This window comes from Polaromonas sp., assembly GCF_030680935.1.
GTDB lineage: Bacteria > Pseudomonadota > Gammaproteobacteria > Burkholderiales > Burkholderiaceae_C > Polaromonas.
Genome location: NZ_JAUXUP010000011.1, coordinates 1 through 12359 on the forward strand (window position 1 = coordinate 1; position 12359 = coordinate 12359).

The window sequence follows — 12359 nt, forward strand, 5'->3', positions numbered from 1 at the left end:
CGCCGCAGGTACGTTAATCGGGCATTCTTATGGGTGTTCATCTGGATTGGGGTGTTGAGGGTTGGGCGTTTGGCGATTCCCAGTCTCTCAGAACCAATCCGGGTGAACACCCGTAACAACCTATTGAAACTTCACACCTAGGCGCCTAGGACCAGTTCAGGCGAATGTTTTGCATGCCGGGCCTGTCGTCGGCGCAGTGCGCATGGGAGTACTCCTGCACCATGAGGTCCCAGCCCTTTGCGGCTGCGGACGCCACCAGCACCGTACTGCAGCGCGTGCCGTAGCCATGCTCCGGAAAATCCACAAACGCACTGGACAAGGCTTCCTCCAGCGCCAGCGGCACGCCGGTGCTGGGCAGGTCATCACGGCTTGCGCGCCGTCTGTCCCTCAGGGCTGCCATCAACTCGCCCTCCAGCGTCTCCTCGCTGGGGGCGGCCAGCGCCGAATGCAGGGCTTTCTTCAGGCCCAGGGTTTTCGGCCAGGGCGTGTCGAGTGCGCCATTGGACAGACCATAAATACCGGGCCGCAGTGCGCGTGATTCCAGCCCCGGGCCGGGTTTGTTGCTGAGCCAGTGCCATGCGCCGCTTTTGAAGTCACCCAGCACCAGGTTGAAGCCGCCGTAGGCTTCGGCATCAATTTGCGCCATGAAACCGGCCGCATGGACATCGCTGTCCAGCCAGCGCGTGACCAGTTCGCCGCGCGACTTGTCGCCAGTCAACGAGGCGGGTCCGCGCACATTGGTCAACATCGCCAGGCGGCCATGGGGCGTCAACCCCAGCCAGGTGCCACCGGCGCGCAGGTCACGGCCAGAGATGATCTCAGTACCCGCATCGGTACGCCAGCGCGCCAGTGGCAGCGTGGGCCGGTCCAGAAACTCATCGCGGTTGGCGGCAACGACCAGCGGCCAGCGCGGCGAGGCGCCGATGGCAAAGGCGATCAGGCACATTGCGCGGGGATCAAATATCTTCCAGCAACGGGTAGGGCAGGGGCGACAGCTCCAGCGCCGGACCGCTTGCGCTGCCCAGGGTCAGCCTCCCGCCCTCGCCGTCGGCCGCCGCAGCGGTCTGCATGGACACGATCACATCAAAACCATCAACCGGGTGCGGTGCGCAGGCGGCGACCAGGCCGCACGGCTGGTCTGCGTCCAGCGCATGAAACACCTCTTGACCCACCTGCGGCAAGCCGCTGGTGTGCGCTACATAAGCCCGCCGTTTGAGCGTGCCGCGAAACTGGCTGCGCGCCACAATTTCCTGGCCCGGGTAACAACCCTTTTTGAAGTTCACGCCGCCCACCGACTCGTAATTGAGCATTTGCGGGACAAAAGCCTCAAAAATCGGCTGGGTGATCGTTGCGACGCCAGATTGCACCTCCAGCCACTGCCAGTGGTCCAGAGAGATCGCTTGTGCTTCGGGTGGCGGCGTGCCGGCGGGCGCGCACCAAAGCGCGCGTGGCTGGCTGGCGCCCGGGTACAAAAACACCAGATTTGCGGTATCAAAATCAGCTTTGGCCCATACCGGATATGCGTAGTCAGCTACTGTTTTGATAGCGTCTCCAGCCAGCCCAAACAGCGCGTAATCGGCAGTGGCGTCGCTGAGTCTGGCTTTGGCACGCATGACAAACATCGACAGGCGTTTCAGCGTCGCTGCCAGAATGTCGCGGCTGCAAACCAGCAATATCTCGCCCTCGCCGCGTTTGAACAGCACAAAACTCGCCTGCATCCGGCCTTTGGCATTGCAGAACGCGGCCAGCCTTGCCTCAGCCAGGCCCAGCTGGGCGACGTCCTGCGTCAGCTGGCCCTGCAGAAAGCTCGCGGCGTCTTCGCCCGCGGCACGAATCACGCCCAGATGGGTCAATTCCGTGATACCGGAAAGCGCGGCAACGGACGACAGGGAAAGAGGCAAATCAGGGGAGGGGGTCAACATAAGCTGAATTATCATGGACCCATCGTTTTCCGGAAGGTAACAGGGTTGTGCGTAGATTTTTCACGAGTTTGCTGGTGCTGGTATTTCTCGGTGGCTTGGGGGTGTTTGCTGCCGCAGGCTGGTGGCTGCACCAGCCGCTTGGCCTGAAGTTGCCAGCGGGCGCCCAGGTGCTGGACCTCGAAATTGAACCAGGTACCCCCGCCCAGGGTGTGGCTGAAACTGTGGCGACCAGCGGCGTGGACGTCAAGCCCGTGGTTTTATACGCCTGGTTTCGCCTCTCTGGCCAGGCGCGCCAGATCAAGGCCGGCAGCTACGAGATTGTCCCGGGTACCACGCCACGCACCTTGTTGAGCATGCTGGTGCGCGGCGAGGAAAGCCTCAAAAGCGTGACCCTGGTCGAGGGCTGGACCTTCCGGCAGGTGCGTGCCGCGCTGGCCAAGGCCGAGGCGCTCAAACCCGACTCGGCGGCGCTCAGCCCGGAAGCACTCATGGCCCAGCTGGGCAAGCCGGGCATCCACCCCGAGGGCCGGTTTTTCCCCGACACCTACACCTACGCCAAGGGCGCCAGCGACCTGGCGGTGCTCAAACGTGCTGCCCGCGCCATGGATAAACGGCTGGAGGCCGCCTGGGCCTTGCGCAACCCCGATACACCGCTGAAAACCCCGGACCAAGCCCTGATCCTGGCCAGCATTGTCGAAAAAGAAACCGGCAAGCCCTCCGACCGGGCCGAGATCGGTGGTGTCTTCACCAACCGGCTGCGCAGCGGCATGTTGCTACAGACCGACCCGACGGTGATCTACGGCATGGGCGAGCAATTCGACGGCAACCTGCGCCGGCGCGACCTGCTGACCGATACGCCCTACAACACCTATACCCGGGCCGGGTTGCCCCCCACCCCTATTGCCATGCCCGGTAAGGCTGCGCTGCTGGCCGCCGTCAAGCCTGCGCCCACACAGGCGGTGTATTTTGTGGCGCGTGGTGACGGCAGCAGCCATTTCAGCGCCACGCTCGATGAGCACAACCGGGCTGTCAACAAGTACCAGCGCCGGCAATGAGCGCTGTGCAAGGCCTTTTCATCAGCTTCGAAGGCATAGACGGTGCCGGCAAATCGACCCACATCAGCGCCTTGGCGGATGCCTTCACAGCGCAGGGCAGGGCCGTCACCCTGACGCGCGAGCCCGGTGGCACACCGCTGGCTGAAAAGCTGCGCGCCATGATCCTCAACGACGCGATGGATGCCCTGACGGAATCGCTGCTGATTTTTGCGGCCCGGCGGGACCACCTGAGCTGCGTGATTGCCCCGGCACTGGCACGCGGCGATGTCGTGCTCTGCGACCGTTTTACCGACGCGACCTTTGCCTACCAGGGCGGCGGGCGTGGATTTGATCTTGAGATGCTATCAAAACTGGAGCTGTGGGCGCAGGAACCACAAGGGCTGGGCCACGATCTGGTGCATGAACTGGGCAAAAAAGGGGCAGCGCCAGCCTTGCTCCAGCCGGATTTGACGGTCTGGTTCGACCTGTCACCCGAAGAAGCTGCAAAGCGCCTGGCGGGTGCCCGGGTGCCTGACAAATTTGAAGCCCAGCCGGTCGAGTTTTTCCGCCGCGTGGCCCAGGGTTATGCGAACCGCCTGGCGCTGGATCCGGGCCGGTTCGCCCGCATCGATGCGTCCCAGGCACGTGAGGCTGTGTGGTCATCGGTGCACCAGGTGTTCACCGGCAAAGGCTGGTTGTCATGAGTACGGGAATGGGCATGGGCACGGAAGAAGCCACCAAACATAGTCTGCCGCTGGCGCCCTGGCTGCAGACCCAGTTGCGCAGCCTGCTTGCGCAGCGCGGCCACGCCTGGCTGCTCAGCGGGCCGTCGGGCCTGGGGCAGTTTGACGTGGCGCTGGCGCTGGCCCGGGCCTGGCTCTGCGAGCAAGCCACCGCCGACGGGGCCTGCGGTATTTGCGGCAGTTGCCACGCTGTGCAGGTCCACACCCATGCCGATTTGTGTTTGTTGATGCCAGAAGCTCTGTCCTTGAGTCTGGGGTGGCCGCTGGACGAAAAAACCCAGGACGAGCTGGACAGCAAAAAACGCAAACCCAGCAAGGAGATCAAGGTCGATGCGGCGCGCGAGGCCGTGACCTTCACCCAGTTCACCCGCTCGCGCGGCACCACCAAGGTCATCCTGGTGTATCCGGCTGAGCGCATGAACACGATCACCGCCAACACCCTGCTCAAAACGCTGGAAGAGCCGCCTGGTGCGGTCAAGTTCATTCTGGCTACCGAGGCGGCGCACCAGTTGCTGCCGACCATTCGCAGCCGCTGCCAGGGCCATACCATGCACTGGCCGGTTTTTGACGAAGCGCTGGCCTGGCTGGCAGAGCAGGCCGGGCCGGAAGGCAAGGCCGGCAAAAAACCGGCTACCGCCGACTTGCACACCTTGCTGCTGGCAGCCGGTGGCCGGCCTGCCGACGCGCTGGAGCGTGCCCACGCCGGGCCCAGCAGCGCCGTGGCACAACACTGGCAGGCTTTGCCAAAAGCGATGGCCAGAGGGGAGGTCGGCGCCTTGTCTGACTGGACGCCCGCCCAGGCCGTGGATGCCCTGCAAAAGCTTTGCCATGACATGCTGGCCACCCGGGCTGGCGCCCAGGCGCGGTTTTTCAGCGCCCAGGATTTGCCGCTGGCGGCTCCGGGCAAAGGCAAACCAGCCGCTGGCCCCGGTTTTGCCGCGCTCAGCGCCTGGGCCAAAGAACTGGCGGCCAGCGCACGCACGGTGGAGCACACCTACAACCCCGGCCTGATGCTGGAAGCGCTGGCAAGCCGCGCACAGCTTGCCCTGAACGCAAGATAGGCGTTTTTTCTGTGCACAGACGGGCGCCACAGCCGATAAACTAGAAGCATGAGTACAACGCCTCCCGCCAGCGCCCCAGGTGCCACAGCCACCGCTTCGAATGCCGTGCGCCCCAGTGTCATCCAGCTGGCCATCAAGGAAAAAGCCGCTCTATACGCCGCATATATTCCACTTTTTACCGAAGGCGGCGTTTTCATTCCGTCGGCGCGTGACTACAAACTGGGTGACGACGTGTATGTGCTGCTCACCCTGCCGGACGACATCCAGCGTTACCCGGTGGCCGGCAAAGTGGCCTGGGTGACACCGGCCAGGGCCTCGGGCAACCGAACGCAGGGCGTGGGTGTGCGTTTTCCCAACGACGAAAAGTCGCGCCTGCTGAAGATCAAGATCGAGGAAATTCTGGGTGCGCACCTGGCCTCTGACCGCCCGACGCAGACCATCTAGCTTCGACCTGGTCCGGATTTGCTCCTTTTTTCATAGCTGCTTGCGCCCGTGCAGAAAGGGCTAAAGCACTATTTCACTCTCAATCAAACCCCGTAGATGTTCACAGACTCGCATTGCCACCTGAGTTTTCCCGAGCTACAGGCCCAGCTGCCCCAGATCCGTGAAGCCATGGTTCAGGCCCAGGTTGATCGCGCCCTCTGTATCTGCACCACGCTGGAAGAGTTTGAGACCGTGCACGCGCTGGCCACAGCCCATGACAACTTCTGGTGCAGCGTCGGTGTGCACCCCGATAACGAAGGCGTGCTAGAGCCCAGTCTGGACGATCTGGTGCGGCGCGCCGCCTTGCCCAGGGTGGTTGCGATTGGTGAAACCGGGCTGGACTATTACCGCCTGGGTGACCGCAGCGTGGCAGACATGCATTGGCAGCGCGAGCGTTTTCGCACCCACATCCGCGCTGCCCGCCAGACGGGCAAACCGCTGGTCATCCATACCCGCAGCGCCTCTGCCGACACGCTGGCCATTTTGCGGGAGGAGGGCGAAACGGCGGACAACGCAGGCCGGGCGGGCGGCGTGTTTCATTGCTTCACCGAGACGGCAGAAGTCGCCCGGGCCGCGCTGGATCTGGGTTTTTACATCTCTTTTTCAGGCATTTTGACCTTCAAAAACGCCTCTGATCTGCGCGAAGTTGCCCGCTTTGTCCCGCTGGACCGCACGCTGATAGAAACCGACAGCCCTTATTTGGCGCCCATGCCTTACCGGGGGAAAACCAACAACCCGTCGTATGTGCCCTATGTGGCCAAACAGGTCGCCGAGATCAAACAGATGCCGGTAGAAACCATTGCCGAGGCCACCAGTCGCAACTTTGAACGGTTATTTTCAGGGGTCATGGCATGAAGCGCATCTTAATAAAGTGGATTAAGAATGTCGCTTATCTATTTGTTTTGAATGGATTTGTTTTTGTTCATGCAGGTTCTTACGAAGATTTTTTCGTGGCCATCAAGCAGGACGACGCGGCGACCCTGACGCAACTGCTGCGGCGCGGTTTTGATGCCAACACCATAGACCCCAAAGGTCAGCACGGCCTGTATCTGGCGGTGCAAGAGCCGTCGCTGAAAGCCGCGCAGATCCTGCTGGCCTGGCCCAAAACCAACGTCAACATTCTTAACGCCCACGGGGAAAGCCCTCTGATGATGGCTGCGCTCAAGGGGCAGCTGGAAATTGCGACCGCCCTGATCAAGCGCGATGCCGACGTGAACAAAACCGGATGGGCGCCTCTGCATTACGCTTCGACCAACGGTCATCTGGCCATCATGAGCCTGCTGCTGGACAACCACGCCTACATCGACGCCGAGTCACCCAACGGCAGCACGCCCCTGATGATGGCCGCGCAGTACGGCACTGCTGCAGCCGTCAAATTGCTGCTGGACGCCGGCGCCGACCCTTTGCTCAAAAACCAGCAGGGCCTGACCGCCATCGACTTTGCCCGCCGCGTCAGCCGCACCGATGCGATCGAACTGATTTCCGCAGCCGTGCGCAAGCGGCAAGCTACGGGCAAGTGGTAGTGGACATGCCCTGCCGCGGCCTTTGTTGTTAGGTTCCACGATGTATATTATGTTAAGTGGTTTATTCGTGTGACTTATTCACGCATCGCCCTAAATGTAAAAATGTGTAAAGCTGGCTTAAATGTTCCGCGCCACGCACACGCCGCCCCTTTCCGTCCTGCTTGATGACCTGCTGACCCGCGATCTGGACGGCATCGCCGCTCACCTTGGGGTCAACGTCGCAACCCTCAAACGCTGGAAACAGGCCGATCAAGCGCCACGGGCAGCCCTCCTGGCGCTTTTCTATGAGAGCCGATGGGGTTACAGCCTGCTTGAGACAACGGCCCACAATGGCGCGCTGTACGCACGGCAGGAAGCCGATGGCCTCAAGCGAGAAAATGCCATGTTACGGGCGCGCATTGCCAGACTGGAAAAGACCGGCTTTTTCGGTGCTGCAAACGCGCCCGTTATGGCGATGAATTTTTAAAGGGCTGGTTGGCCAGCATCGCCACGATCAGCGATGGTGGATCTGTGGCGCTACTTGTCGCAGTCGCAGCCCACATTACCGGCACCGCTGCCGATGTTCTTTTGGATGTACGCCCGCACGGCGGGGAGCTGGGACAGCACCACCGCCGCGATCAGCGCGCCGCCAATGACGATGATGGCCTCGCGGGCAAACTCGCTGCTAGTGGGAATGAAGCCGGTTTTAGTCATCGTGCCGCCGCATGTGGTGGCGGGCCTCGCAGGCGCTGACCCGGCCTTCCAGCTTTTCAATGTCACGGCGAAGCCATGCCAGCTTTGTACTGACTACGCCCCATGTAACCGCGCCGTTGATGATGGCAGTCACCAGGGCAATTTGCATTGCCTCGCTCATGTCAGTAGGTGGCTTTCTCGCGCAGGCCCACGGCGGCTGAGCCAGCCGCTGCGGTCAGTGCGTGGGCAATCCAGCCGTACTGTGGCGGTGCGAAGCTGGCAACAACCTGAAACAAGGCGGCAAGGCCAGCCCAGGTGGAAGGTTCTGTAAAACGGTTCATGGTGTCTCCCTTTGAAAAAATAGTTACCAGGTGCCGGTGTAGCCGTCTGACGGCTGACCATAGGCAGCGCCCGCGTATCGGGCGTCCATGGCTGAATACGTGGCCGCTTCGCGCTCCAGGATGCGGTCGATCTGCCGGGCGTTCTCGGTGCGCGCTTCGCTGGCCGCTGTGGAACTCCACACGCCGCCCAAAAATCGGCCGGCAGGGCATGAAAACGATGCTGCCCACTTGTCGCCACGGGCCAGATCAGCGGTGCAGGCGTCGGTGTTGGTGTCTGGCACCCCGAACACCGCGCCAATGCCCTTGACGGTGCCTACAAACGCGCCATGGGCCGCGTCAACGCCTGCCCAGGCCACGTCAGCGGCCAGGCTGCCGGTGCTGGGCAGCTTGAGCCTTTGGGCCATGAAATAAAGCGCGCCAATGCCCACGATGGCGCCGCCAGCGTAGATGTAGGTTCGGTTCACGCCAGCACCCCACCCGCCTCGGTGAATCGGGCTGTCAGCCATGCAAGGGACTTTTCGGGCTGAGCGTACCCGGCACCGGGCAAGGACGCCCATTCTTTGCGGGCTGCAGCCACGGCACCGGCAAAGTCGCCTATCGCCAGTTTTGACGTTGCGCCGCGTTCTTTCAGCAGCTCGGCAGCGGCTGCGTCCTGGCTGGCCGGGCTGAAGTCTGGCAGGCCCAGTTTCTTTTTGATGCGTGTCCAGGTGGTGAAGGTGATTTGATATTTGCCCGCTGCCGTGGAAACGCAACCAGGGCCAAAACCAGCAGCCGCGCACATGGTGTCGGACAGGGTTTCGCCGCCCCACTCTTTTGTCGCCTTGGGGTGGTCGGCAAAGCTCTGGATCAGGTGCTTGTAGCCGTAGCACACGCGGTATGGGTCTGGCTGCTCTGCTGTGCCTTCTGCGCTGGCAATGGCTGACTGCATGGCCGCGATGTTGGCCTGTAGGTTGATGGGCATGGTCAGGGGCATGGCGTTAATCTCCGTTTCTGCATAGAGCTGCTGTGCCCAGTTGTCGAAGGTGTCAATCCAGCCCGCCGCGCCTGAGTCATAGACTGGCTCGGGCGGTGCTGGCTCGGGCGGTGCTGGCTCGGGCGTGGCGATGGCGGCCGCGAAGGCACGGGGGGCGAACAGGAACAAGCCGACAGCGGCCAAGGCGACCAGGGCAACGATGGCGGCTTTTTTGCTCACAGCAGCTTGTAACGGCAGGCGCGGAAGTTGCCATTTGCGGCCCCCAGCGCGACAGTGCGAATGAAATAAAGGCCCAAGCCCGGTGCAATGAATTGCTCTTTTGACAGGCTGTTGCCGAAATAGTGATTGGTCGTCTCATAGGCGCCGATCATTCGCGTCATCAGCATGGGCTCACCATCTGCAACATTGGCCGGTGCGGTGGCCTTTGCTACAAAGCCGCCCTGTGACTGGGTGGCGTCGAACTCCGAAATATCGGCGCTCAGGAGGATGGCCCCGTTCACATTGGCTGCCGCTGTGAACACGTTGACGGCGGTGTTTGCCACCAGCGCGGCCTGATTCATGAATGAGCCGGTCGAAACCTCGGGGCGAACCTGCACATGCTCAAGCGCGGCCAGCGTAGCCGCTGCCAGGGACACCTCACCCGACACAACGCCGGTAAACCTGTTGGAGCCTGAGTCACCGAAGCCGTGATAAAAGCGGATGGTTTGACCCGTTGCACCGTTGGTGATTCGCACGTTTGCAAAGGGCTCTTTGGTGCGAGTTTTGTCGGTGGCCTCGGCTTCGTCGATCAGCGCCACCACGCCGTTATCGACGTTGAGGAACTCAACCAGGTCAAGCACGTACGGTGCCTTGCGCAGCTCGAAATAGTCACCAGCGACAGAGACGGCCCGCGTCTCGTTGGCTGCCAGCGTGAGGTTAAATGGCTTCATGATTTCTTTCCAAAAAGCATCGCTACACCAATGACGCCAGCGGCGATGGCCGCAGTTTTTATGGCGTCGGTGTTTTTGTTTTCGTTCGGGGTGAAGCTGTCCACCACCTTGGTGCTGAGCGCGAAGCCCTCGGATGCCTTGTCCAGCAGCTTGTCGATCAGGTTCGCGCTTTGCTCTATCGTGGTGCTGTAGGTCTTCCCGGCGTCTTTGAACAGGTCAACCACCGCGCCGCCGCTGCTGTTGATCACGTCCGCGCCTGCCTTGGCTATGGCAACCACCGCATCGCTGCTATTGACGGTGCTGGTGTAGCTCACCATGTTGCCATCGCCCGTGGTGCCGATGCCGTCCTGTACAGCCACGCGCTTGTCAGTGTTGACCGTGGTGGTCTTTGCGCCCTCGGTGGTGGTGCTGGTGCTGGAGTCGCCACCGCCGCCGCACAGCACCGCACACTGAGCGCCGCGGGCTTTCAATCGTTCACGTAGCAAGTCCATTTCAAACGCTCTTTTCCATGATGAAGCCGGTCAACCTGTAGCCCTGCTTTTTTGCCAGTTTTGCCAGCCCTGCCCGCCCGGTCTGGAATGCCACCACCTTGCAGCCTGACTGCGCCGCGATGGCTTCAATCACGCTCAGCCCTGGCGCTGTCATTCCAGCCGTGCCGACTGCACCGGCACCCGCAACCCAAAGCCGGTCAGCCTTGCGCTGCAACACAAACACGCCCACTTCATCGTCAACCGTCAGCCGGAAACACTCGCCAGAATTGGCGATGCTGGCAGGTGTTGCCATCCCGGCTGGGTCGTCCAAGCCCGCCCAGGCCATGAGCGCCTCGGCAATGCCAGGGCCTACTTTTTCGACCTTGATTTTTTCCATATCACCAGACCGATAAGCACCGCAGCGCCCGCAATCAGCATCCCAGACGTGATGCCCGATGCACCCAGCAATGAGCCGCTGCCGGTCAGGCCGATGGAGTCCAGGGCAGACGGTGCGGACTTGTTGGAGCCGTTGGACTGGCTGCCGGAAAAGTTGACGTTCCAGCCGGAGCTGTCCAGGCCCAGATCACCGTAAATGGCCGACTCGGCTTTCTGGGTGGTGTAGCCGGTAGATGCCGACTCGCCACCGCCCATGAAGCCATCCGCGATGGCTCCGACAACGCCACCGATGGCGGTGCCGATGCCCGGCATGATGGCCGTGCCAGCCGCCGCGCCTGCTGCTGATAGTCCGGCCATGCTGACCGATCAGTCGCTCAGCGCGACAAAAAGCACAGCACCGACCAGGGCGAACGCCACCAGGGGCGACACGCCAGCTATCGTGCCAGCGCCGGTGCCGTAGGTCTTGCCGTTGGCACCCGCGAAGGTGGCACCCGCTTGAGTCTTGTTCACAGCGGCCTGAGGGCCGTAGTGCGAATCAATGATGGCCTTCGCGCCGTAGGTCGCCACGTTCTTGAACCAGTCCAGGCCGTTGTCCGGGTAGAACGGTGCAATCTTTTGCGCCTCGCGTTGGTCAGCCGCCCACTGCCCTTGGGCATAGGCCGGGTTCTCGAAATACTGGCCGGTGGAACTCACCACGGACTGTTTCAGCCCGTAGATGTCCCACGCGCCCATGTTGCCCGCGTCGTCGACGATGGTGTAGCTACCATCGTCATACATGATTTTTTCCATGTCTGACCCCTTGTTAAACCGGGCCGATTAAGGACGGTCGCTGGTGGTGAGCGTTTCCGCGTAAATGTCGAAGGTGCCGCCCGCGTTCACGTCCAGCAGGATTTCGAGGTTTTCCACGGGCCGTGGCTTGCCGTCGCTGCCCATGATCAGTGCCGTATTGAGCATGTGATTCATGAGGCTGTGCGGGATGAAGTCAACCACCATCAGACCGGCCTGCGGAACCTTGCCGTAGGTCTTTTGGTAGAACTCATTGCGCGCCACGGGCACGGTCTCGAATTCCTCCGAGTCGTCGCGCCGCACGCGGATGCTGTTGATGGATGCCAGAGTGCCGAACACCATCAGGCGTTGCAGCTGCTCGCCGCTTTTGCCGTAAGGGATTTTGATGCTTTCTTCCACGGCACCCGACAGGGTTTTCTGTGAAGAACGGATGCGTTTGATCAGCGTGTTGCGGCTGGGCACGTCAACCTCGGCCATGGCGATGACCTTGGACGCGGCGCTGGCCACATACACGCCGATATCGAATTCCAGGGTAGCCGACTGGACGCCCGCCTCCTGAGTCATCGCATAGCAGCCCATGGTTTTGGCCGCTTCGTCAACGCCGCCGCGCTCGGTGAAGTCGATTTCCAGAATCGCCGCGTCGGTGGCGTTGCCCTTGTAGGCGTTGAGCGCGTGGCAATGGGCCGAAGTCTTCCAGCGTTGCTTCTCGCCATTGTTGACGTTGAGCACGATGTTGGACAGCAGCGCCTTGGTGATGTTGCCCTCGCAGAACAAGAAAATCTTGTTGTAGGTGCGGCCCAAAGGAATCGGCACCGTGGCCCGCTGGCTGATGCCGACGTTTTCGACTTGTGGGAGTTTGATCAAACGGGTCATGGTGTGGTCGCCTTTGAGAGTTTCAGGGGTTGCCGATCAGCGATCAGGCCAGCGCGGTCTGCACCAGGGGGCGGGTGAACGAAATTTTGTTCAGAACGAAAATCGTGCCCAGAACGATGGCCGTGGTGACAACGGCGTTTTTGACTTGAGACT

The 12359-nt window shown here is 61.7% G+C and carries 20 protein-coding genes; 7 read left to right on the forward strand and 13 right to left on the reverse strand.

Translation table 11 applies throughout. The features are described 5' to 3' along the window. Positions 1-145: 145 nt before the first annotated feature. Together Q8L50_RS03145 and Q8L50_RS03150 are read right to left on the reverse strand one after the other, a co-directional pair. Entirely contained in the window at positions 146-946 is an 801-nt protein-coding gene (locus tag Q8L50_RS03145; protein WP_305347196.1) for an NRDE family protein, read from the reverse strand. Between the two features lie 10 nt (positions 947-956). After that, complete coding sequence (locus Q8L50_RS03150) at positions 957-1922, reverse strand: folate-binding protein YgfZ (RefSeq protein ID WP_305347197.1); 966 nt, start codon at positions 1920-1922, stop codon at positions 957-959. 47 nt (positions 1923-1969) lie between these two features. Here Q8L50_RS03150 and mltG point away from each other — a divergent pair, with 47 nt between their 5' ends. From mltG to Q8L50_RS03185, 7 genes are all read left to right on the forward strand, one after another. After that, the gene (gene mltG, locus Q8L50_RS03155) at positions 1970-2977 is read left to right on the forward strand and encodes an endolytic transglycosylase MltG (RefSeq protein WP_305347198.1); all 1008 of its coding nucleotides are present in this window, start codon (positions 1970-1972) and stop codon (positions 2975-2977) included. Beyond that, positions 2974-3660, forward strand: coding sequence for a dTMP kinase (gene tmk, locus Q8L50_RS03160; RefSeq protein ID WP_305347199.1), 687 nt, complete (start codon positions 2974-2976; stop codon positions 3658-3660). Before mltG ends, tmk begins: the two co-directional genes overlap by 4 nt. Then, entirely contained in the window at positions 3657-4760 is a 1104-nt protein-coding gene (locus Q8L50_RS03165; RefSeq protein WP_305347200.1) for a DNA polymerase III subunit delta', read from the forward strand. Before tmk ends, Q8L50_RS03165 begins: the two co-directional genes overlap by 4 nt. A 48-nt stretch (positions 4761-4808) precedes the next feature. Then, a complete protein-coding gene (locus Q8L50_RS03170; protein WP_305347201.1) occupies positions 4809-5204 on the forward strand; it encodes a PilZ domain-containing protein in 396 nt (131 codons plus the stop codon). A 96-nt stretch (positions 5205-5300) separates the two neighbouring features. Beyond that, complete coding sequence (locus Q8L50_RS03175) at positions 5301-6098, forward strand: TatD family hydrolase (protein WP_305347202.1); 798 nt, start codon at positions 5301-5303, stop codon at positions 6096-6098. Then, positions 6095-6766, forward strand: a complete 672-nt coding sequence (locus Q8L50_RS03180) for an ankyrin repeat domain-containing protein (RefSeq protein WP_305347203.1) — start codon at positions 6095-6097, stop codon at positions 6764-6766. Before Q8L50_RS03175 ends, Q8L50_RS03180 begins: the two co-directional genes overlap by 4 nt. Before the next feature lie 121 nt (positions 6767-6887). Continuing rightward, positions 6888-7232 carry a hypothetical protein gene (locus Q8L50_RS03185; RefSeq protein WP_305347204.1) on the forward strand — a complete coding sequence of 115 codons (345 nt, stop codon included), beginning with the start codon at positions 6888-6890 and terminating at the stop codon, positions 7230-7232. Between the two features lie 50 nt (positions 7233-7282). Here the strand turns inward: Q8L50_RS03185 and Q8L50_RS03190 are convergent, their stop codons facing one another. From Q8L50_RS03190 to Q8L50_RS03240, 11 genes are read right to left on the reverse strand one after another with little or no spacing between them, the layout of a single operon-like run. Continuing rightward, a complete protein-coding gene (locus tag Q8L50_RS03190; protein ID WP_305347205.1) occupies positions 7283-7459 on the reverse strand; it encodes a hypothetical protein in 177 nt (58 codons plus the stop codon). After that, positions 7452-7607: a hypothetical protein gene (locus Q8L50_RS03195; protein ID WP_305347206.1), complete on the reverse strand. Its 156-nt coding sequence runs from the start codon at positions 7605-7607 to the stop codon at positions 7452-7454. The genes Q8L50_RS03190 and Q8L50_RS03195 overlap by 8 nt, the downstream gene beginning before the upstream one ends. Before the next feature lie 13 nt (positions 7608-7620). Next, positions 7621-7779, reverse strand: a complete 159-nt coding sequence (locus Q8L50_RS03200; RefSeq protein ID WP_305347207.1) for a hypothetical protein — start codon at positions 7777-7779, stop codon at positions 7621-7623. A 23-nt stretch (positions 7780-7802) separates the two neighbouring features. After that, positions 7803-8243, reverse strand: a complete 441-nt coding sequence (locus tag Q8L50_RS03205) for a hypothetical protein (RefSeq protein ID WP_305347208.1) — start codon at positions 8241-8243, stop codon at positions 7803-7805. After that, the gene (locus Q8L50_RS03210; RefSeq protein ID WP_305347209.1) at positions 8240-8971 is read right to left on the reverse strand and encodes a glycoside hydrolase family 104 protein; all 732 of its coding nucleotides are present in this window, start codon (positions 8969-8971) and stop codon (positions 8240-8242) included. The genes Q8L50_RS03205 and Q8L50_RS03210 overlap by 4 nt, the downstream gene beginning before the upstream one ends. Beyond that, positions 8968-9681 carry a hypothetical protein gene (locus tag Q8L50_RS03215; RefSeq protein ID WP_305347210.1) on the reverse strand — a complete coding sequence of 238 codons (714 nt, stop codon included), beginning with the start codon at positions 9679-9681 and terminating at the stop codon, positions 8968-8970. Before Q8L50_RS03215 ends, Q8L50_RS03210 begins: the two co-directional genes overlap by 4 nt. Further along, positions 9678-10172, reverse strand: a complete 495-nt coding sequence (locus Q8L50_RS03220; protein ID WP_305347211.1) for a hypothetical protein — start codon at positions 10170-10172, stop codon at positions 9678-9680. The genes Q8L50_RS03215 and Q8L50_RS03220 overlap by 4 nt, the downstream gene beginning before the upstream one ends. 1 nt (position 10173) lies before the next feature. Next, positions 10174-10548, reverse strand: coding sequence for a hypothetical protein (locus Q8L50_RS03225; RefSeq protein WP_305347212.1), 375 nt, complete (start codon positions 10546-10548; stop codon positions 10174-10176). Further along, positions 10521-10904, reverse strand: a complete 384-nt coding sequence (locus Q8L50_RS03230) for a hypothetical protein (RefSeq protein WP_305347213.1) — start codon at positions 10902-10904, stop codon at positions 10521-10523. Before Q8L50_RS03230 ends, Q8L50_RS03225 begins: the two co-directional genes overlap by 28 nt. A 9-nt stretch (positions 10905-10913) precedes the next feature. Further along, complete coding sequence (locus tag Q8L50_RS03235) at positions 10914-11336, reverse strand: hypothetical protein (protein WP_305347214.1); 423 nt, start codon at positions 11334-11336, stop codon at positions 10914-10916. 27 nt (positions 11337-11363) lie between these two features. Continuing rightward, positions 11364-12206 (reverse strand): major capsid protein P2, encoded by an 843-nt coding sequence (locus tag Q8L50_RS03240; protein WP_305347215.1) that lies wholly within the window; start codon positions 12204-12206, stop codon positions 11364-11366. Between the last annotated feature and the right edge of the window lie 153 nt (positions 12207-12359).